Here is a 22,844-nt window from a genome sequence, read left to right on the forward strand (position 1 = left end):
CCAAAGCCTGGGGCTGGCTGATCGTATGACCGGCGAAACCAAGTTGTTGGTAATGGACTGCGGTCTTGAGGATCAGGAAATGCTGGCCAATCTGCACGATCGCCCGAACACGGACTTCATCCTCAAGCACAACAAGCGCAGGGAATCCAGCACGAAGTGGTTGGAGTTGGCCAAGGAAAAAGGCGTGCTGATCCGGGAGGATGCCAAAAAAGGATTTCGGGTGTACCGCGGAAGCACCTACCGTCGCCTCAAGGATCGGGAAGAAGAAATTCGTTTGGTCTTCGACGTCAAGGAGACCTACAAAGAAAACGGCCAGTTGTTGTTCTTGCCGAAAGTCGAAATCTTCAGCGTCTGGACGAGCCTTAGGAACTTTAGCGACGAAGAGATCCTGCGTCTCTACAGGTTGCGGGGAACCAGCGAACAGTTCCATGCCGAATTCAAGACCGAGATGGACATGGAACGCCTGCCTTCGGGCAAATTCAAGGTGAACAAGGCCTTCTTGCGCATGGGCATGCTGGCGCACAACATGCTCAAGGTCATTTCCCAGGATATGGTCATGGAAAGGGCTTTGGGGTTGAAAAAGGCTACAAGGCGCAGGATCAAGACGGTGATGAACAGCGTGGTCTTTATGTCTTGCCGTTTGATCAGCCATGCCCGGACCTTGGTGATGCAACTGGGATGTTCCAAGGAATGGCACGATTGGTTTAACAGGTTGTTTCAACGCCTCCAGGCAGCGTAGCGCCTGCAAAATCTGGAATAAAAAAATGATACAGGTGTATTGCGCCAAAATTCTGGTAATAGACGGCGATCTGAATGATTTCATGCTGAGATAGCTCATTTTAAGCTTCCAGTATCTTGGCAGCGGAGATGGTTCGATGAAAAATCGTTCCAAAACTGTCGATGAGAAGTCCTAACCAAGCAAAGTCACGGATTCAGGGTCTTATCTCGTAGCGACTATGGGCGGCGACAAGGCGTTCAGGGAGAAGCACAAAGAGATCATCATGACCGAGCCCGCCTACATTGGGCTCCACGGAACAGGGTGCGTCCGCTGGGAGCGGGATAACGGGACACGGACGGAAAATGTCGGTTCGCGGCGCAAGTAACGTGCATTCACTTTTTTTCATTGAAAATCAAGAATAGTGCTTATTAAACAGTATGTTGCGATACTATATGGGTCGTGAGAGCAATTGAGGCAATTTGCCAGTATTCAAACAGGGTCGTGGTCAAAAAATGCCCCACGAAAAAAATCCGCTCTCAGCGGATGCACCCATCTACACATCTACACCTACCCCCGAGATCACCTTCCCACCCCAAAAAGACCCCAATTCCATCAAGACCAAAGGAAACCAAAATAAATGAATTCGCACCTCCATGAACAATTGAAAGGCCACATCTGGGAAATCGCCAACCGGCTTCGCGGCCCCTACCGTCCGCCGCAGTATCGTCTGGTGATGCTGCCCATGGTGGTGTTGCGGCGTTTGGATTGTGTGTTGGAGCCGAGCAAGGAGGCGGTGTTGCGGCAGTATGCCAAGCTGACGGCCCAGAATATGCCGGAAAATGCCATGGATAGGCTGCTGGGCAAGGCCGCCGACCCGGCTCGTACCTATCCGCTGTACAACATCAGCCCGTTCACCTTTGAAAAGCTGCTCGGCGATTCGGAGAATATCGCTCCCAACCTGGTGGCCTATATCAACGGTTTTTCTCCCACGGCCCGGGCCATTTTCGAGCGGTTCAAGTTTTCGGACCAGATCGAGAAGTTGGACGCCAGCAATCGCCTGTTCACCATCATCAAGGCCATGTCCGAGGTGGATTTGCACCCGGACCGGATCGACAACCTGCAAATGGGATATTTGTTCGAGCATCTGGTGATGCGCTTCAACGAGCAGGCCAATGAAGAGGCCGGGGATCACTTCACCCCGCGCGAGGTCATCCGCCTGATGGCCAATCTGGTCTACACCGGCGAGCAGGATGTCTACATTCCGGGCATCTTCCGCACCATTTACGACCCGGCCTGCGGCACCGGGGGGATGTTGTCGGAATCCGAAAAATTCATCCTCGGCCAGAACCGTCAGGCCCACCTTGCTCTGTTCGGGCAGGAGTACAACGACGAATCCTGGGCCATTTGCTGTTCGGACATGCTGATCAAGGACGAGGACACCAGCAGCATCGTGCTGGGCGACACCCTGGGAGACGGCAAGACCCGCGACGGATTCGAGGGCAGGCAGTTCCATTACCTGCTGGCCAATCCGCCTTTTGGCGTGGAATGGAAAGATCAGAAAACCGTTGTCGAAAAGGAGCACAAGGAGATGGGCTTTGCCGGGCGTTTCGGCGCCGGGCTGCCGGCCATCAATGACGGCTCGCTGCTCTTCCTGCAGCACATGATTTCCAAGATGCACCCCTACAAGGAAGGGGACGAGAACGCGGTGGGCTCCAAGATCGCTATTGTCTTCAACGGCTCTCCCTTGTTTTCCGGCGATGCCGGTTCCGGCCCGTCGAATATCCGGCGCTGGATCATCGAGAACGACTGGCTCGACGCCATTGTCGCGCTGCCCGACCAGCTCTTCTACAACACCGGCATCTTCACCTATGTCTGGCTGGTCACCAACCGCAAGGCCCCGGAGCGACGCGGCAAGGTCCAGTTGATCGACGGCACGCGCTTTTTCCAGCGCATGAAGAAAAGCCTGAACAACAAGCGCAACGAGATCACCGACGAGCAGATCCGCCGCCTGACCCGGCTGTACGGGAATTTCCAGGACGGCGAATCCGCCGAGGTGCAGATCAACGGGGATACCGAAACCCGCGTGGTCTCCCGGATTTTCGAGAACCGCGAGTTCGGCTTTCTCAAGGTGACGGTGGAACGCCCCCTGCGCATGAACTTCGAAGCCAGCCCCGAGCGCATTGCCCGGCTGGACGACCAGACCGCCTTTGCCAACCTGGCCACCTCCAAGAAGCGGAAAAACGAAGCCGCCGCCGCTCGGGAGATAGAGGAAGGCCGCCGAATGCAAGAGGCGATTCGCGCCGCGCTGGCCACCTTGACCAAAAAAGGCCGGTACACCGACCGCGCCAGCTTCGACGCCGACCTGACCTCCGCCGCCAAAAAGGCCGGACTGAAACTCCCCGCGCCCATCAAAAAAGCCATCTTCACGGCTCTGGGCGAGCGCGACCCCAACGCGGAAATCTGCCGCGACGCCAAGGGACGCCCGGAGCCGGACAGCGAACTGCGCGACACCGAAAACATTCCCCTCCCCCCGAGCACCGAACTGCCCTTGCCCATGCCCTTCGGCCCGGACAAACCCAATGACAAGCTGGTGGAAACCTTCCGGAATGAAATCGACGCCTACATGACCCGCGAAGTGCTGCCCCATGTCTCCGATGCCTGGGTGGACTACGACAAGACCAAAGTCGGCTACGAAATCCCCATCAACCGGCATTTCTACGTCTACAAGCCGCCGCGTCCGCTGAATGAGATCGAGGCGGAGATTGCCGATCTGGAAGGGGAGATTGCCGGATTACTGAAGGGGTTAAAGGATGATTGATCACCTCATTAATCTGCCTGCAAGCTGGGAGCGAATGCCTCTAAAATTTGCATCTAAAATTGATACAAGCGGCGTCTGGGGAGGTGAACCTGGTGAAAATACGTACGACCTACCTACAGTAACTACTGCAAACATAGACAACATTGGACGCGTTAATCTTTCCAATGCGAACATAAGAAGTTACAATAAATATGATTCTGATTACTATAAATGCCGAACAGGAGATATTATTGTTGTTAAGGCTTCAGGTTCAGCGACCAGCATTATTACTGGAAAGTGCGCTCAATGTGTAGACGATGACGATGATTTTTGCTTTGGTAATTTTACTCTGAGAATACGAGCTAAAAGAGATACTCTTGATGAACGTTTTCTTTTTTACTTTTTAATATCTGATGTTACAAAAGAAAGAATCAAAGTAATGGTTTCTACGACCACGTACCCCAACCTGAAAGTTGGTGAGTATATTGGCCATGAGATTCCCTCCCCTCCCCTCGAAACCCAACGCCGAATCGCGCAACTTCTGGATGAAAAAATAGCGCGTATCGATGCCCTGATCGAGAAAAAACGCGCCCTGCTGGACCGTCTGGCCGAAAAACGCCAAGCCCTGATCACCCGCGCCGTCACCAAGGGCCTCAACCCCGACACCCCCATGAAACCCTCCGGCATCGACTGGCTGGGGGATATTCCGGCGCATTGGGAAGTGAAACGCCTCAAAAATATTACCCCAAAGATCAGCGTCGGAATCGTGGTTACGCCCGCAGCTTATTATGCCGAGGAAGGAGTCTTGGCTATACGTGGTTTGAATGTAAAACCGATGGGGTTTGATTTCATAGATAGCCGGAACATCAGTGAAGAAGGCCACATGCTCCACATAAAGTCCGAACTGTACGAAGGTGATCTAGTATCTGTGCGTACTGGTGACCCAGGTACGACTACAGTCATCACTGCAGAGCTGGAAAAAACGAACTGTGTTGATCTGATAATTATCCGAAGACCGAAAGAAGCTGAACCTCGTTTCCTTGGATGGTTTTTAAACAGTGATGCAGCTAAAGTACAATACGAAATGGGTTCTGAGGGTGCACTCCAGCTTCACTTCAATGTCGAAACATCAAAGGAAGTTACTGTGGCATTACCACCCGCTTCCGAGCAGGTCGAAATTGTTAAATACATTGATTGTGGGCTTAATTATGAGAAAGGTAGAGCTGAAAAAGTTGCACGTAGCGTCGAACTTCTTCACGAATACCGCTCCGCCCTCATCACCGCCGCCGTCACCGGCCAGTTGGAGGTTGCCTGATGTCCGGCCATACCGAGCGTGATTTCGAGATCGCCATTGAAGCGGGCCTGACCCGCGCGGGCGGTTATGAGAAGCGTGATGCCGCTGCCTATGACGAGGCGCTGGCGCTGTTTCCCGAGGATGTGGCCGGTTTTCTGCGGGACAGCCAGGCCGTGAAATGGGGACAGTTGGAGGCGCTGCTGGGCGACAAGACCCAGGCCACGGTGCTGGACGATCTGGCCAAGGAACTGGAGATCAAGGGTACGCTGCATGTGTTGCGGCACGGTTTCAAGTGTTATGGCAAAACCTTTCGGCTGGCGCATTTCCGCCCCAATTCCGGCATGAACCCGGAGGCGGCCGTCCTCTATGCCAAGAACCGGCTGACCATTGCCCGCCAGGTCGGCTTTACCTCGGTGCTGAAAAAGACCAACGGCCCGCCTGCCGGTTCGTCCGGCAGGCAAGCAGGCAAAGGCCGCCGCTGCGTCATCGACGTGACCATCAGCCTGAACGGGCTGCCGGTGGTCACGGCGGAACTGAAGAATCCGCTCACCGGCCAGCGGGCAGCGGATGCGGTGAGGCAGTACATGCGGGACCGTGATGAACGCGACCTGCTGTTTGCCTTCAAGAAGCGGGCGTTGGTGCATTTTGCCGTGGACCCGGACGAGGTGTGGATGGCCACGCGCCTGAAGGGCAAGGAAACGGTTTTTCTGCCCTTCAACCGGGGGCATCAACACGGCGCGGGCAATCCGCCGGTGGAGAACAACTGGAAGACCCACTATCTCTGGGATGAGGTGCTGGAGAAAGACAGTCTGCTGGATATTCTGCAGCGCTTCATGCACCTGGAGGTCAAGGAGCGCAAGGTCAAGACCGACAAGGGGATGCGCACCATCCGCAAGGAAGCCATGATCTTCCCGCGCTATCACCAGCTCGACGCGGTGCGCAAGCTGGTCGACCATGCCCGGATGCACGGCGCCGGGCGCAATTATCTGGTCCAGCACTCGGCCGGGTCCGGAAAGTCCAACTCCATTGCCTGGCTGGCCCACCGCCTGGCCGGCCTGCACGATGCCCAGGACCGGAAAGTGTTTCACTCCGTGGTGGTGGTCACGGATCGGCTCGTCCTTGATCAGCAGTTGCAGAACACCATCTATCAGTTCGAGCACAAGACCGGGGTGGTGGAAAAGATCGACGAGAACACCCAGCAACTTGCCCATGCGCTTTCCAGCGGCACGCCGATCATCATCACCACGTTGCAGAAGTTCCCGTTCATCTCCCAGGCCCTCTCCACGCTGGAACGCAAGGGGGCCGGAGTCAAAATCAGCACGGCGGGCAAGCGCTTTGCCGTGATCGTGGATGAGGCCCACTCCTCGCAGAGTGGCGAGACGGCCACCGCCTTGCGGGGCATGCTGAACAAGGACGGCATCGAGGCCGCCATTGCGGCCCAGTTGTCCGACGAAGAGGACGACGCCCTGACCGATGAGGCCAAGGCCGCCATCCTGCGCGACGCCCTGCGGCGGGCGCGCCAACCGAACCTGAGCTTTTTCGCCTTTACCGCCACGCCCAAATTCAAGACCAAGGCCCTGTTCGACGAGCCGGGGCCTTCCGGCACGTCTCCCTTTCACGAGTACTCCATGCGCCAGGCCATTGAAGAGGGCTTTATCATGGACGTGCTCCGGTACTACACCACCTACAAACGCTTCTTCGGGCTGATCAAGCAGGTGGAGAACGACCCGGAGGTGCCGCGCAAGAAGGCGGCCAAAGCCTTGACCCGCTACCTGGAATTGCACCCGGTGAACATCGAGCAGGTGGCCTCGGTGATTGTCGAGCACTTCCGGCTGTATGTGATGCATGAGCTGGGCGGGCGGGCCAAGGCCATGGTGGTCACGGGCTCGCGACTGGCCGCGGTGAAATACAAGCTGGCGTTCGATCGCTACATCCAGGACAGGGGCTACATCGGCATCCGCTCGCTGGTCGCGTTCTCCGGCAGCGTGGAAGACCCGGACGATCCCGGCTCGGCCTATACCGAAGTGTCCATGAACAACGGTTTGGCCGAAAGCGAGCTGCCCGAGGCTTTTGAGCGCGAGGATTACCGCGTGCTGCTGGTGGCGGAAAAGTACCAGACCGGCTTTGACCAGCCGCTGTTGCAGACCATGTACGTGGTCAAGCGGCTGGCCGGGGTCCAGGCGGTGCAGACCCTGTCCCGCCTGAACCGCATGGCCCCGGGCAAGTCCCGGACCTTCGTCCTGGATTTTGCCAACGAGGAGGAGGACATCCACCGGGCGTTCAAGCCCTACTACGAGACCACGCCCATGGGCGAAAACGCCGAACCCCATCAACTGTCCGCATTGCAACACAAGCTGCTGGCCTGGACGATCTTCACGGCCCAGGAGGTGAACAGCTTCGCGGATGTCTGGTACCGTCGCAAGCGTCACCATTCCGCGGCCGACCACCGGGTGATGAACGCGGTTCTGGACGCCGGGGCGGCCCGTTTTCAGGACCATGAGGAAGCGGAACAGGAGGAGTTTCGCGGCCAGTTGACCGCCTATCGCAACCTGTACGCCTTTTTGTCCCAGATCATCCCCTATCAGGACAGCGAGCTGGAGAAATTCTACGCCTTTGTCCGCAACCTGCTCGCCAAACTGCCGCCGCCCGGCGACGGCCAGGCCTTTGCCCTGGATGACGAGGTGGCCCTGCGCTACTTCCGGTTGCAGCAGATGACCGAAGGCTCCATCGACCTGGGAGAGGGCGAAGCCTATCCCCTGAAGGGGCCCACCGACGTGGGAACGAGCTGCGTCATGGAAGGTCCGGTGACGCTGTCGTCGCTCGTGGAAAAGCTGAATGAACGCTTCGGCACCAATTTCACCGAGGCCGACCAACTGTTTTTTGACCAGATCAGCGCCAGCGCCGAGGACAACGAAAAAATCGTCGAAGCCGCCAAAGCCAACAACCTCCCCAACTTCTCGGCCTTTCTGGAACGGATGCTCGATGAACTCTTTATCGACCGCATGGAAAACAACGAAGAGATTTTCTCCCGGATCATGAACGACAAGGAGTTTCGCTCCGCGGCGCATGAGCATTTGGCGGAAGAGATATTCAAGCGAGTGCGGGATGCGGAGTTTCGGCAGGATGACCGACGACCTGAGCCAGTGCATCCCTAAACTGGAAACAAGAACCATGCCTCGTACCAGAAACAGCGTCTTTCAACAGACGGAGGTGCGCAATATTCTGGCAAAGCATGGCAAATTCAAGGGGAAATGACTGTTTTTCACACCCCGTAGGGGCGGACCTGCGTGTTCGCCCTGAAAATGGACCGGCGTCCCCTGAAAATGTACGGACATGCGGTGTTGGGCGGATGATTGGGCAGAAACAGGCGCATGGGCAGACATACGGGGACATGATTGGGCAGACACATAGGTCTGCCCCTACGGGGGGACGTGCGTCGGCGGACCATATTTTGGGCGGGCGCGCATGAAATATGATCCTGCCGTTCATCGTCGGCGTAGCATTCGATTGCGGGATTCCGATTATGCGCAGGCCGGGGCGTATTTCATCACCATCTGCGTCCAGGATCGGCGGTGTTTGTTCGGGGAAATCGTGGATGGCGGGATGCGGTTGAATGATGCGGGAACAATGGTTCTCCGATGGTATTCGGAATTGGAAAACAAATTTCCTGATATCCAATGTGATGCATTCATTTGCATGCCCAATCATGTTCATTTCGTCGTGGTTAACGTAGGGGCGGACCTGCGTGTCCGCCCTGAAAATGAACCGGCGTCCCCTGAAAATGTACGGACATGCGGTGTTGGGCGGATGATTGGGCAGACACAGGCGCATGGGCAGACATACGGGGACATGATTGGGCAGACACATAGGTCTGCCCCTACGGGGGAACGTGCGTCGGCGGACCATATTTTGGGCGGGTGCGCATGAAATATGATCCTGCCGTTCATCGTCGGCGTAGCATTCGATTGCGGGATTACGATTATGCACAGGCCGGGGCCTATTTCATCACCATCTGCACCCAGGATCGGCGGTGTTTGTTCGGGGAAATCGTGGATGGCGGAATGCGGTTGAACGGCATGGGCCGGGTTGTCGCGGAACAATGGGATGCCATTCCTCGACGGTTCGTAAATGTTGCATTGGATGATTATGTCGTCATGCCCAACCACGTCCACGGCATTATCGTGATCGTAGGGGCACCCCTTGCGGGTGCCCAAAATTCCGCGTTCGCTAATCACCGGACGTCCGTCGACAACAGGGCACCCCTCGACCGGGCACCCGCAAGGGGTGCCCCTACGGTGGGGGATATTGTCGGGGCATATAAATCGTTGTGCGTACACCACGGATTGAAATGGATAAAACAAAACCATCCCAGCGTTGTCCTGGGTAAATTATGGCAACGAAATTACTGGGAACACATTGTCCGCGACGAATCCGAATTGAACCGCATCCGGGAATATATCTGCAATAATCCGGCGCATTGGGAAATGGACAGCCTGTTTATTTCAACCAGTTGTCCGGAGCGCGCTGCTGTTCGACCCTACGAAGCCCACGAGGCCCGGGCGGAATACGCGACTGAGGAGTGGATGGTCTAAAGAAAGCAAAATATCAACAAATCCATATAAATAGATAGATATTGCATTGGATGGATTTGCCATCATATCCACCACAAGGAACGACATGAATCCATTGCCGTTTTTGCAAAAAATCGGGGCCTCGTTGATGATACCGGTGGCCGTGCTTCCGGCGGCGGCCATCCTGTTGGGGGTGGGGTACTGGATTGACCCCACGGGATGGGGGGCCAACAGCGCCCTGGCCGCGTTCCTGATTCATACCGGGGGCGTGCTTCTGGACAACATGCCGCTGCTGTTCGCCATCGGCGTGGCCTTCGGCATGTCCAGGGACAAGCACGGTTCCGCGGCCTTGGCCGGGCTGGTGGGTTTTCTGGTGGTGACCAGGCTTTGCGCCCCGGAAACCATTGCCCATATCCTGCGCATCCCCCTGGCTGACGTGTCCCCGGCCTTCGGCAAGATCAACAACCAGTTCATCGGCATCCTCTCCGGGGTCATCAGCGCCGGGCTCTACAACCGGTTCAGCACCGTGGAACTGCACAAGTCTTTGGCCTTTTTCAGCGGTCGCCGCCTGGTGCCCATTCTGACCTCTTTGGCGATGATCGGCGTCTCCGCGGTGCTCTATGTTCTTTGGCCCATTCTGTACGAGGGGCTGGTGGGATTCGGGAAGACCATTTCCGAGCTGGGAGCGCCGGGCGCCGGGGCGTACGGCTTTTTCAACCGCCTCTTGATCCCCACCGGGCTGCACCATGCGCTGAACTCGGTGTTCTGGTTCGACGTGGCCGGGATCAACGACATCCCCAACTTTCTGGGCGGGGCCAGATCCATTGGTGAGGGTGTCGGGATTCCCGGCGTCACCGGCATGTATCAGGCCGGGTTCTTTCCGATCATGATGTTCGGGCTGGTGGGAGCGGCCTTGGCCTTTGTCCACACCTCCCGGCCCGAAAACCGCGCCCGGACCGCGTCGATCATGCTGGCCGCCGGGTTTGCGACCTTTTTGACCGGGGTCACCGAACCGGTGGAGTTCGCCTTTCTGTTCCTGGCACCCTGGCTGTTCCTGATCCATGCCCTGCTCACCGGCATCTCCCTGTACCTGGCCGCGTCCATGCAGTGGATCGCCGGCTTCGGGTTCAGCGCCGGCCTGATCGACCTGATCCTCTCCAGCCGCAACCCCCTGGCCGTGCGCTGGTACATGCTCATTCCCCAGGGGCTGGTCTTCCTGACTGTGTATTACCTCTTGTTCCGGTTTTTGATCCTGCGCTTTGACCTGAAGACCCCGGGCCGCGAGGACTCCGCCGGAGGAGAACGTGAAACCGGCCCGGTGGTCACCCCGACCGAGGCCGCCGGGTCGGGCCGGGCTTTGGAGGCGAACCTTCAGGAGCGTCCTCAAGAGCGTCTTCAGGAACATCCTCGGGAGCATCCTCATGAGCACCCTCAAGTGCATCTGGCCCGCCAAGTGGCCCAGGCCTGCGGCGGGCTGGACAACCTGGTGTCCATCGACGCCTGCATCACCCGGTTGCGCCTGGAAGTTCGCGACGGGACACTGGTGGACGACGCGGCCCTCAAAAGCCTGGGGGCCAGGGGCGTGATCAGGCCGTCGGCGAACACGGCCCAGGTGGTGTTCGGGGCCCGGGCGGAAAACATCGCGGACCACCTGCTGCGTTGGAAATAGGCGAGCCGGACAGCCGTGACTGCTTCCGCCTATCTCCCCTTTGTCCGCTCGCTCCGGGATGCCGTGCAAGAGGCCGCGCTGATCACGCAGTGGGATACGGAGGCCCGACCGCCGGAAGTCGAGCCGGAGCGCGCCGATGTGCTCCTGTTTTCTCCGCATCCCGACGATGAAGCCCTGGTCGGCGGCCTGCCGCTGCGCCTGGCCAGGGAAGCAGGCCTGAACGTGGTCAACGTGGCCGTGACACTGGGCAGCAGGGTGGAAGAGCGCGCCATCCGGCGGCTGGAAGCCCAACGCTCTTGCGCTTTGCTCGGATTCGGCCTGATTCACACACGACCGGAAGGGTTCAGCGCGGTGAACCTCACCGCACGTCACGACAATCCCGCGCACTGGGCCGACATGTTCCAATGCGTGCGGAGTATCCTTCAGGAACACCGTCCGGTCTGCATTTTCCTGCCCCATGCCGGGGACTGGCATTCCACGCATCTCGGGACGCATTGGCTGGTGAAGGACGCTCTTCAGATCATGGCCGCCAATGGCGAAGCCTTCGGCGGTCTGATCTTCGAGACGGAGTATTGGAGCACGAATCCGGCACCGAACCTGATGGTCGAATCCAGCCTGGAAGACACGGCCCTTCTGGTGGCCGCGGCGGCCAGCCATGCAAGCCAGGTCGGCCGCAACCCCTATCACCTTCGGCTTCCGGCCTTCATGCTGGACAATGTCCGCCGGGGCGGAGAACTGATCAGCGGCCAATACGCCGCGGCTCCGGCCATGGACTTCGCCACGCTGTACAAGGTTTCCCGCTGGAAGAACAATGCCCTGCACGCAATACCAGTCCGCCCGACGCTTCGCTCCGCGGATCGACTCCCCCGGTCGTTGGCAAGCATGCTTTCCGGGTGATATGTCGTCATTCAAGGGCCATGCTGTCCAGGACAGATTTGTTCTCAAACCTCATCCGCCATCCGAGTCGATATCGAAATCGTGATCGAAATCGAACCTATGCCCAAGAAGAGGCCGTAATCAATCACGGTGTGATTCTGAACTTTTTTCGATTTCGATTTCGATTTCGATCGCGATTTGGATTTTGTATTTCAGGCGAGTCTGGATGCTGCCCCCCAAAAGGCCACCCAAAACCTCGCGACAAGGAGTTCTCCCGTCATGTCCACCCTGACCAATTCCTTCGCCACGTTGCAGAAAATCGGCAAGGCCCTGATGCTTCCCGTGGCCGTGCTGCCCATTGCGGGCATCCTGCTGGGCGTGGGCAGCGCCCAGTTTTCCTGGATGCCGGTGCAGCTCTCCCTGCTGATGGCCGCGGCCGGTTCGGCGATTTTCGGGAGTCTGCCCTTGATTTTCGCCATCGGCGTGGCCCTGGGACTGACCAAGAACGACGGAGTGGCCGCCCTGGCCGCGGTGGTGGGGTACGTGGTCATGCTGGCCACCCTGGGGGTGCTGGGCAAGGTCTATCAGCAATGGGACTTCGTGACCCAGACTCTGGATCTGACCATCGTCACCAAGAGCATCATGGGTATCAACGCCATGGATACCGGGGTGCTGGGCGGGATTCTGGCCGGGGCCGTGGCCGCGAGGATGTTCAACCGCTTCTACCGCATCGAGCTGCCCCAGTATCTGGGCTTTTTCGCGGGCAAGCGTTCCGTGCCCATTGTCACGGCCTTCGCGGCCATTGGCCTGGGTTTCGTGCTCAGCCTGATCTGGCCCTTTGCCGGGACAGGGATCGAGCGATTTTCCCAGTACGCGGCCTACGGCAACCCGACTCTGGCCGTGACCATCTACGGCTTCGTGGAGCGGCTGCTGATCCCCTTCGGCCTGCACCACATCTGGAACGTGCCTTTTTTCTTCGAGATCGGGTCCTTTACCACCGCGGACGGGGTGCTGGTCCGTGGGGACATCAACCGCTTTTTCGCCGGAGATCCCACCGCCGGAATCCTGGGCGGGGCCTATCTGTTCAAGATGTTCGGCCTGCCCGCCGCGGCCATTGCCATCTGGCATACGGCCAGGCCGGAAAACCGGGTGCGCACCGGCGGAATCATGCTTTCCGCGGCCCTGACCTCCTTCCTCACGGGCATCACCGAGCCCATAGAATTTTCCTTCATGTTCGTGGCCCCGGTGCTCTACGCCATCCACGCGGTCTTCGCCGCGGGCTGCCAGCTCCTGTTCAGCCTGCTGGGCGCGAAACTGGGCTTCACCTTTTCCCAGGGCTTCATCGACTTTGCCCTGTTTTTTGCCCTGGACACCAAGCCCTGGCTGGTGCTGGTCTTCGGCCCCCTGGTGGGCCTGATCTACTATGGAACCTTCCGGGTGCTGATCCGGGCCTGGGATCTGAAGACGCCGGGCCGGGAAGACGTTGCAGCCGACGCTGCCATCGACGACCAGGGCCAGGCCGGGAGCCCGACCGGCGACTTGGCCCAGGAACTTCCGCGAAACCTGGTTTCGGCCTTTGGCGGGCGGGAGAACATCGTCAGCCTGGACGCCTGCATCACCCGGCTGCGGGTGGAGGTGGCGGACCTCGCCCGGGCTGACCAGGCCCGGCTCAAGGCCCTGGGCGCGACCGGGGTCATGGTGGTGGGCCGGAACATGCAGGCCATTTTCGGACCCCGCTCCGAAAACCTGAAAACCGCCATGGAGCAGTTTCTGCTCGGCGCGGAGTCCGAGCCAAGTATGCCCGGGCCAAGTATGTCCGGACAAGGCGCGGCGGATCCCGAGGTATCAACGCCCCAGGCAGATCTTCGGCACGAGCCCCTGGTCCTGCTCGCGCCACTTTCCGGGCTGCTGGTCCCCCTGGAAGAGGTTCCGGATCAGGTCTTTGCCCAAAAAATGGTCGGCGAGGGCATTTCCATCCAGCCGAAAAGTTCCACGCTGCTGGCCCCCTGCGCCGGGCGGGTGGTCAACCTCCACGCCGGCAACCACGCCCTGACCATCCAGGCCGAAAACGGCCTGGAGGTTTTGCTGCACATCGGCCTGGACACGGTCAAACTGCGCGGCCAGGGCTTCACCCCCCGGGTCAGGCAGGACGACGTGGTCCAGGCCGGAGCGCCCTTGATCGACTTTGATCCGGACTTCATCTCCCGGAACGCGCCCAGTCTGCTGACCCAGATGGTAGTGGACAATGCCGGGGATGGAGCACTTTTCAGCCCGGCACAGGGCCAGGTCGTGGCCGGGCGGGACGTGGCCCTGCGGATCAGCTTCGCGGCCCAAACCGCAACTCCCGACGCGAGCGAGTCAACGCCCCAGGCCGGGGCGGACGTCCTGGTCTCCGAGCCCGTGGCCATCATCAACCCCAGCGGCCTGCATGCCCGGCCGGCAGCGGTGCTGGCCAACCTGGCCAAGGGATTCCAGGCCGACGTGCGCCTTGTGCTGCACGGAAAAAAGGCCAATGCCCGCAGCGTAGTGGCTCTGATGAATCTGGCCACGAAGCAGGACGACGTCGTGACCCTGGAAGCCGTCGGCCCGGACGCGGCCAAGGCCTTGCCCGCCCTGGTCCAGGCCCTGGCTTCCGGGCTGGGGGAAGCGGGCGGAGCTGCCAAACCCCAACCGACCACAGTTCAGGCCACAGGCCCGACCACAGGCCCGGTCCCCGTCCCACACGGCAAAGCTCAAATTCAGCCGACAATACCGAACGACCCGAACCTGATCACCGGCGTCCCGGCCTCACCGGGGCTGGCCGTGGGCCGGATTCGCCGCAAGCAGGACCAGGTTTTCGATATCCGGGAAACAGGCCGGGAGCCGGACGCCGAGCGCGCTGATCTGCGCCGGGCCGCGACCCTGGCCATGGACGAGATCGAGGCCATGCGCCAAAAATCCGTTCAACCCGATAAGACTGGCAAGCCCGACAAGCCTGGCAAGCTTGGCACGTCGCCCCAAGCGGACATCTTCGCGGCCCACAAGGAATTGCTGGATGATCCGGAGATTCTGGACCAAGCCGAGGCCCTGATCGCCCAGGGCAAGAGCGCGGCTTTTTCCTGGCACCGGGCGTATACGATCCAGGCCGAACAATTGGCCGCCCTGGACAACGAGCTGCTGGCCCAGCGCGCCCATGACCTGCACGACGTGGGACAGCGCGTGCTGCGCTTCCTCACGGGCGCGGTCACCACCAAGGTCGCCTACCCTCCGGATACTATCCTCGCGGCCCGGGATCTGACGCCGTCGGATCTGGCCGAACTGGCCGAGCTGGACCCGAGCCCGGTGGTCGGCCTGTGCAGCGTCACCGGCGGGGCCACGTCCCACGTGGCCATCCTGGCCCGGTCCATGGGCCTGCCGGCCCTGGCCGGGGGTGACCCGCGACTCCTGGACCTGCCCGAGGACACTCCGGCCATCCTGGACGGGACCAAGGGCGTCCTGCGCCTCAATCCTTCGGACCGGGAAATGGCGGAGCTGCGCGCGAACATGGCCCAAGCCGAGGAGAAACGCCGCCGCGACCTGGCGGCCAAGGACGACCCCGCAATCACCGCGGACGGGGTGCGCGTGGAGGTGGCCGGGAACATCGGCGGCCTGGAGGACGCCAAAAAGTGCGCGGCCATGGGCGGCGAGGGCGTGGGCCTGATGCGCACGGAATTTGTGTTCATGAACAGGGACCAGGCCCCTTCAGAGGATGAGCAGACCGAGATCTACGCCGCGGTCCTTGGTGCCGTGGGCGGCAGGAGGCCGGTGGTCATCCGGACCATGGACGTGGGCGGGGACAAGCCCCTCTCCTATCTGCCCATCGCCCCCGAGGAAAACCCCTTCCTGGGCGAGCGGGGCATCCGCATCGGCCTGGATCGGCCCGAAGTGCTCCGCGTCCAACTGCGGGCCGTGATCCGGGCCGTCATGCAGGTCCAGGGTCAGGATCAGAACCAGAATCAGGGCGCGACCCAAGAAGCAGCCCAAGACGCAGCCCAAGAAGCAGCACGGGCCCTGATCATGTTCCCGATGGTCTCCCGGCTGGCGGAGTTTCGCGAGGCCAAGGCCCTGTTCGAGGAAGAACGCGAGGCCCTGGAGGGCCAAGACACACCCCTGTCCATCCCCGTGGGCATCATGGTCGAAACCCCCGCCGCGGCCTTGCTGGCCGAGCAGTTCGCCAAGGAGGCGGATTTCTTCTCCGTGGGCACCAACGACCTGACCCAATACACTCTGGCCATGGACCGCGGCCATCCCCGGCTGGCGGCGCACTGCGACGGCCTGGACCCGGCCGTACTGGCCCTGATCCACAAGGCGGCCCGGGCCGCGACGGCCCACGGCAAGTGGTGCGGCGTCTGCGGCGGCCTGGCCGGCGACCCCGAAGCCGTGCCCATCCTCATCGGCCTGGGCGTAACCGAACTCAGCGTCGGCGCGGCCTCCATCCCAGCGGTCAAAGCCCGCATCCGCACCCTGAACATGGCCCGCTGCCGGGAACTGGCGGCCCAGGCCCTGAACCTGGACTCAGCGGCCCAGGTCCGGGAGTTCTCGCGAAAGCATTTTCTCGAAACGTCGGCCCCCCGGAACGGAGCAATCGCCGATTCCGTCAAGGGTGGGTAATATGATTCCTCCACGAAACAACCTCAAACCCGGAGCTTTTGATGAACGTTGATCCAGACACCGTCGCGAAGGTCGTGACCATCCTGCATGAGGAAATCGTGCCCGCCCAGGGTTGCACCGAACCCATCGCCATCGCCCTGGTCGCGGCCAAAGCACGGGAGGTGTTGGGCGCGGTTCCGGAACGGGTCAGGATTTATGTTTCCGGAAACATCATCAAGAACGTCAAGAGCGTGGTCGTACCCGGCAGCGGGGGCATGGTCGGCATTGAGACCTCGGCGGCCATGGGCATTGTGGCCGGGGACTGTACGAAAGATCTGATGGTCATCAGCGACGTTACCGAAGCGGACATGGTCGCGGTCAGGGAATACCTGGGCAAGGCCGCCTTCGAGGTGGTCCACGAAAAAACGCCGGTCAAGCTCTATGTGCGCATCGAGGCGGCTGCCGGGGACCGGAGCGCCGAAGTCGAGGTGAAATACCTGCACACCAATTTGACGCGGGTTGTCCAAAACGGGCGCGTCCTGCTGGACCGGGGCTTCAGCCCGGAGAGCTTTCATACCCCGGAGGAAGATCGCTCCGTCTTGTCGGTCAGGCTGATTTACGATTTGGCCAAGAGCATTGATCTGGAACTGATCCGTCCCCTGTTCCAGAAGGTCATTGTTCTGAACTGCGCCATCGCCGAGGAGGGGTTGCAAAACGCCTACGGCGTGAACATCGGCAGCAGCATTCTCAAGAACATCGAACAGGGCATCTACGGCGACGACCTGCGCAACCGCTGCGCGAGCTATGCCGCGGCCGGAAGCGACGCGCGCATGAGCGGCTGCCCTCTGCCGGTGATGACCACCAGCGGCAGCGGCAATCAGGGCATGACCGCCTCCCTGCCGGTGATCAAGTTCGCGCGGTTGAAAGGGTATGCCGAGGACGACCTGATCCGGGCCCTGTTTCTGTCCCACCTGTGCACCGTGCACATCAAGACCCAGGTGGGCCGTTTGTCCGCCTATTGCGGGGCAATGTGCGCCGCGGCCGGAGTCAGCGGCGCGTTAAGCTTCCTGATGGGCGCGGATTACGACACCACGGCCCATGCCATCGTGAACACCCTGGGGAACATTTCGGGCATCGTCTGCGACGGGGCCAAGCCGTCCTGCGCCATGAAAATCGCCACGGGCATCTATGCGGCCTTTGATTCCGCCACCCTGGCCTCCTATCACAAGGATCTGCACGGCGGCGACGGCATCGTGGGCAGCGACGTGGAGGCCACCATCCGCAATATCGGGGAGCTGGCCAGCAAGGGCATGGAGCAGACCGACGAGGTGATTCTGAAGATCATGACCTCAGAAAGCGGCCATGGCGTTTATCGCCCCCCGGTTAATTAAGCCAGGAGCCTTTTCCCCAACAGGCAACCGTCGTTTGGAGTGTTCACGTAATCATCACATTCAAACGCAGGGGCGGCCCTCGCGGCCGCCCTAGCATCCCATCGTAGGGGCAGACCTGTGTGTCTGCCCACTTGCTGCCGCCCTGGCAGGCGCTAGGCCTGCCCCCACAAGATGCGGAAATATAACCGGTTGTCCTTAAACAACCCGTAATCATCAGGATGAAATCATGAACGTACACGACACGCGGATGAAAATGAATTCCCAAGACTGGGGCTGGGTGGCCGTAAACATCGGCATGGGCATTGGGGCCGGAATCGTCTTTTTGCCCATCCAGGCCGGCATTGTCGGGCTGTGGACGTTTCTGCTGGCCGTACTCGTGGCCTACCCGGCTTTGTATCAATTCCAGCGACTTTTCATCAACACGCTGGTTGAATCCAGGCAGGCCACGGACTACCCGGCGACCATCAGCGAATATCTGGGAAGCAAATGGGGGGCCGGGCTGGGCTTTGTCTATTTTGCGATGCTGCTGATCTGGTTCTTCGTGTACAGCGAAACCATCACCAACGACAGCGCCTCGTACATCCAGACCGCGGGCCTGACCGAGGGGCTGTTGTCGGCCAACCCATTCTACGGTCTGGTCATCGTCCTGGTTCTGGTTCTCGTCGCCTTTGCCAGCAGGACCCTGCTCCTGAATTTGTCCAAGCTGCTGGTGATCGTCGTGCTTTCGTCCCTGATCCTGCTGGCCCTGATGCTCATCCCGTTCTGGACTCTCGATCATGTTCAGGAAATCGTTTCCGTTCGCAAACTGATCACCCAGGCAATTGTCACCCTACCTTTCGCCGTGACCTCCATTCTTTTCCTGCAGTCGCTGAGCCCACTGGTCATCTATGCCCGTTCGGAATACGACGACATCGACATCGCCCGGCGCAAGGCCCATCAGATCATGAACTGGTCCTTCATGATCCTGGCCGGCGTGATTTTTTTCTTCGCCTTTTCCTGCACCATTTCCATCTCGCCCGAGCAGGCCTATCAGGCGTTCGCGGACAACACGTCCTTTCTGGCGGTCATGGCCAAGACCATCCCCGGCGCTCTTGTTCCGAGCATGGGGGTGATCATTGATTTATGCGCCATCGTGACCTCGTTTTTCGCGGTTCTAATCGGCCTGCATGAAGCCTGCGTCGGGCTATACATGAATCTTGTCGCTGGGGACGGACCCAGGGAAAAGGTCAACAAAACCAGGCTGTCCATCGGCGTGGTCGTCTTTATTGTCCTTCTCGGATGGTTTGCCACCATCGTGGACTTTCCCATCCTCTACTTCACGAGCATCAGCAGCCCGATTTTTGCCGTAATCGGATGCTTCATCCCCGTCATCCTCATCTACAAGGTGGACCAATTCGCCAAGTACAGGGGCCCCCAGGCCTGGATCGCCGTGGGTACCGGGGCATTGCTGGTCCTGTCGCCCTTTCTGGCTCTAATTTCCCAATGAGGAAATCACCCGGGAAAAAACAGTTTAATCGGAGAAATTCGCGATGAAATGCATGATTACGATGGGACTGCTGTGGGCCGGTCTGGCCTGTTTCGCCCTTGGGTTTTCGATCTCGGCCCTGGCCGCCGAGGTCGTGCCTGACCAGCAGGGGCCGGCGCTGGTCGACGACGGCGCGGACACCACGCGCATTTTGGCCATTTTCGAGGCCATCAGCCAGGTGCCGCGCTGCTCCAAGGACGAGGAGCGTATTGCGGCCTGGCTGGTCCAGTGGGCCGAGGAGCGGGGCTTTCCGGTCAAAACCGACGCGTTCAGCAATGTCTTGATTTCCGTTCCAGCCGCCGAGGGCTATGCCGACGCGCCGGTGGTGGCCCTGCAGGCGCATATGGACATGGTCTGCCAGAAAACCGCGGATTCGGACCACGATTTCACCACCGACCCCATCCGCCTGGTCCGGGACGGCGAGTGGCTGCGGGCCACGGACACCACCCTGGGCGCGGACGACGGGATCGGCATGGCCATCGCCCTGTTCCTGGCCGAGGAGCCGGGGCTGAAGCGCCCGGCCCTGGAACTGCTGTTCACCACGGACGAGGAAGTGGACATGACCGGTGCGGAAGGGTTGGCCGAAGACGCTCTGAAAGCTGAACGGTTCATCAACATCGACTCCGATACCGAGGGCTTCGTGACCCTGGGCGCGGCCGGCGGGGTGACGATGGAAATCACGCTGCCCCTGGCCTTTGCCCCCCTTTCCCCCGGCCAGGCGACGTACTCCTTGCGCGTGGACGGCCTGTTGGGCGGCCACTCCGGCGTTGAAATCCACAAGAACCGGGCCAATGCCAACGTGCTCATCGCCCGGGCTCTGAACGAGGCCGTGCCGTTTCGGCTGATCAGCTTTGCCGGAGGCTCGGCGGACAACGCCATCACCCCGGCCTCGGAACTGGTCCTGGCCCTGGAGCCGGAACACGAAGACGCGCTGAAGGCCAGGATTGTCGCCTTTGAGCAGGAGATCCGCGGCGAATATCCCGAGGAAACCGGCTTGTCCGTGACCTTGGAAGCGCTTCCAAACCCGGCGGACGCCGCCCTTTCCGCGGCGGACACCGCCCGCTTGATCGAAAGGGTGTTTACGAATGGTCCGAAATCTTTCCCGGACTGCCCGAGACTTCCAACAACATCGGCATCCTGCTGACCACGGACGCGGCTCTGGAGCTGACGGTCTTTCACCGCGGCTTCTCCCCGGAGAAGCTGGAAAACCTGGCCCGGGAGATCGAACACACCGCCGCCCAGGCCGGGGCCGCGACCAACCGCCGCGGCCAGTTCCCCGCCTGGCCGCCCAACCCGGAAACCACCCTCTACAAAAAAGCCCTGGCGGCCTACGAACGGGCCTTCTCCACCCCGCTCCGGACCGAGGTGGTCCATGCCGGCCTGGAATGCGGCTTTATCGCCGAAAAATACCCGCACATGGAAATCATCTCCATCGGCCCGTCCATGGAATACGTCCATACCCCCAGGGAACGCCTGCACGTGCCGTCCGTGGAGCGGGTGGCCCTTTTTCTGCGGGAGTTGTTGGAGGATCTCGACCAGTGAGAGTTCTCACTATTGAGTTCCTTTGTCGTCCGAATGAGGCAGAAGCTGCATCAGGCACAACGGCTGTCCGGTGGAGAATGCCCGGACTTTTTGAGTAATTACGCATTTTCCGGTTTCGATTTCGATCGCGATTTGAACATACCCACCCCGAACCCGTCCAAGAGGAGACGAACCCCATGACAACCATCCCCCGTACTCACCGCAACATCGTTCCAGGTATCGCGGTGCTTTTTGCGCTCTCCATTTTTGCTTTTATCTTCGCGCCGTCCGTCCCGGCCAACGCCTGCACGACCATCCTGGTGGGCCACGAGGCCACGGCGGACGGCTCGCTGATCATCGCCCGCAATGAAGACAATGTCGGCGCATCCGACGCCCAGAACATCGTCCGCCACGAACCGCGCAAGGAAGCCCTGACCTTTCAGGCCAACGACAACGCCTTCACCTGGGACCTGCCGCCCAACGCCCTGGGGTACGTGGCCTTTCCCAAATGGCAGTCCGAAGGCCAGAAGCTTTTGTCCTTCGAGGAAACCGGGATCAACGACTACGGCGTGGCCATTTCGGCCACGGAGACCATCTTCAACAGCGAGGCCATCCTGGCCGTCGACCCTTACGTGCAAGGCACCGGCCTGACCGAGGACTCCATCACCTCGGTGGTCCTGCCTTATGCCACCTCGGCCAGGGAGGGCATTCGCCTGCTGGGACATGTCATCGAGACCGCCGGCGTCAGCGACGAGGGCTTTGGCGTGGCCCTGAGCGACCGCAACGAGATCTGGTATCTGGAAACGGCCTCGGGTCATCACTGGGTGGCCCAGCGCCTCCCCGCGGACAGCTACTTTGTTTCCGCGAACCAGGGACGCTTCCAGGACGTGGATTTCAATGATCCCATGAACGTGATGACCTCCGCCGGTTTCGTGGACTTCCTGGTGGAACACAAGCTGTACGATCCGGCCGGCGAAGCGTTCAATTTCTTCACCTGCTGCATCAGCGACGGCGAACACGATCACACCTACAACTACCCCCGGGTCCGCGAGTTGCTTAAGCTCTTCTCCGGTATCGAGTACGACCGCATGGACGGGCTGTATCCGGTTTTCGTCCAGCCGGACCGCAAACTGACCGTCCAGGACGTGGCCGCGGGCCTGCGCAACCGGTACCAGGGCACCCCGCACGATCCGTACATGCACCAGAATCCCAAGGAACCCTACCGGCCCATCAGCGTGATGCGCGCCTCCCTCTCCCACATCACCCAGACCCGGCCCGACCTGCCCGGCGACATCGCGGTCATCAACCATATCGCCCTGGGCATGCCCGATCTGGCCGTGTACATGCCCTTCTACAAGGGCCTGACCGACCTGCCCTCGGCCTACCAGGGCGCTACCGGGCAAATCGACGACCATTCCATGTTCTGGCGCTCCCGCAAGATGCAGGCCCTGGTCCTGCAGGACTATCCGCGCCTGGCTCCAGCGGCCCATGAGGCCATCGCGCAATTCGAGGCGGACCTCGTGGCGAAACAGGCCGCCATGGAAGACCAGTACCTGGCGCTGTGGCGTCAGGACGAGGACGCGGCCCGGGAGCTGATCCAGAACCTGACCGACCACGCCGTGGCGGACATGGAACGGATGCTGGACGACCTGACCATCCGGTTTGCCAAGGAACTGGGCATGGAAAACCTGACCGACGAGCAGTTCTTTGAGCTGATCATGGGCATCGAGAAGAAGTACCACTTCCACGGAGCGTGAGGGCCGGGCGTCATTTCTTGGCTTCGTGATCACTTCCTGACGGCGGGCAGCCGCGTCAAGGCGGCTGCCCGCGGGTTGGAGCAATGATCTATCTTTCTCTCATAACGTCGGCAGCGC

The 22,844-nt window shown here is 60.3% G+C and carries 13 protein-coding genes; all 13 read left to right on the top strand.

Annotation, left to right across the window (positions count from 1 at the left end; translation table 11 throughout):
* Window positions 1-739 (top strand): transposase (locus GY33_RS0116220; protein ID WP_152555222.1); only part of this gene is annotated, 739 nt, incomplete at its 5' end.
* Window positions 740-1,355: 616 nt separating this feature from the next.
* Entirely contained in the window at window positions 1,356-3,536 is a 2,181-nt protein-coding gene (locus GY33_RS0116230) for a type I restriction-modification system subunit M (RefSeq protein WP_031388344.1), read from the top strand.
* On the top strand, window positions 3,529-4,830 hold the full coding sequence (locus GY33_RS0116235; protein ID WP_084185268.1) for a restriction endonuclease subunit S: 1,302 nt from the start codon (window positions 3,529-3,531) through the stop codon (window positions 4,828-4,830). The genes GY33_RS0116230 and GY33_RS0116235 overlap by 8 nt, the downstream gene beginning before the upstream one ends.
* The gene (locus GY33_RS0116240; RefSeq protein WP_051822750.1) at window positions 4,830-7,964 is read left to right on the top strand and encodes a type I restriction endonuclease subunit R; all 3,135 of its coding nucleotides are present in this window, start codon (window positions 4,830-4,832) and stop codon (window positions 7,962-7,964) included. Before GY33_RS0116235 ends, GY33_RS0116240 begins: the two co-directional genes overlap by 1 nt.
* 768 nt (window positions 7,965-8,732) lie before the next feature.
* A complete protein-coding gene (locus GY33_RS21570) occupies window positions 8,733-9,401 on the top strand; it encodes a transposase (RefSeq protein WP_200874886.1) in 669 nt (222 codons plus the stop codon).
* An 85-nt stretch (window positions 9,402-9,486) separates the two neighbouring features.
* A complete protein-coding gene (gene nagE, locus GY33_RS0116255) occupies window positions 9,487-11,049 on the top strand; it encodes an N-acetylglucosamine-specific PTS transporter subunit IIBC (protein ID WP_031388349.1) in 1,563 nt (520 codons plus the stop codon).
* 15 nt (window positions 11,050-11,064) lie between these two features.
* Window positions 11,065-11,946 carry a PIG-L deacetylase family protein gene (locus GY33_RS0116260; protein WP_051822752.1) on the top strand — a complete coding sequence of 294 codons (882 nt, stop codon included), beginning with the start codon at window positions 11,065-11,067 and terminating at the stop codon, window positions 11,944-11,946.
* A 258-nt stretch (window positions 11,947-12,204) separates the two neighbouring features.
* Window positions 12,205-16,554: a PTS glucose transporter subunit IIBC gene (ptsG, locus tag GY33_RS21575; protein WP_084185270.1), complete on the top strand. Its 4,350-nt coding sequence runs from the start codon at window positions 12,205-12,207 to the stop codon at window positions 16,552-16,554.
* Between the two features lie 41 nt (window positions 16,555-16,595).
* Window positions 16,596-17,924 (top strand): L-cysteine desulfidase family protein, encoded by a 1,329-nt coding sequence (locus GY33_RS0116275; protein WP_051822753.1) that lies wholly within the window; start codon window positions 16,596-16,598, stop codon window positions 17,922-17,924.
* Window positions 17,925-18,150: 226 nt separating this feature from the next.
* Window positions 18,151-19,410 (top strand): SLC5/6 family protein, encoded by a 1,260-nt coding sequence (locus GY33_RS0116280; protein ID WP_031388353.1) that lies wholly within the window; start codon window positions 18,151-18,153, stop codon window positions 19,408-19,410.
* A 52-nt stretch (window positions 19,411-19,462) separates the two neighbouring features.
* Window positions 19,463-20,593 carry a M20/M25/M40 family metallo-hydrolase gene (locus GY33_RS0116285; RefSeq protein WP_161788496.1) on the top strand — a complete coding sequence of 377 codons (1,131 nt, stop codon included), beginning with the start codon at window positions 19,463-19,465 and terminating at the stop codon, window positions 20,591-20,593.
* A gap of 221 nt (window positions 20,594-20,814) precedes the next feature.
* Window positions 20,815-20,991 carry an aminoacyl-histidine dipeptidase gene (locus GY33_RS21855; protein ID WP_167333141.1) on the top strand — a complete coding sequence of 59 codons (177 nt, stop codon included), beginning with the start codon at window positions 20,815-20,817 and terminating at the stop codon, window positions 20,989-20,991.
* A gap of 176 nt (window positions 20,992-21,167) precedes the next feature.
* Window positions 21,168-22,727, top strand: coding sequence for a C69 family dipeptidase (locus GY33_RS0116295; protein ID WP_051822755.1), 1,560 nt, complete (start codon window positions 21,168-21,170; stop codon window positions 22,725-22,727).
* The last annotated feature ends 117 nt before the right edge of the window (window positions 22,728-22,844 follow it).

This window comes from Desulfonatronum thiodismutans (assembly GCF_000717475.1).
Taxonomy (GTDB): Bacteria; Desulfobacterota; Desulfovibrionia; order Desulfovibrionales; family Desulfonatronaceae; genus Desulfonatronum; species Desulfonatronum thiodismutans.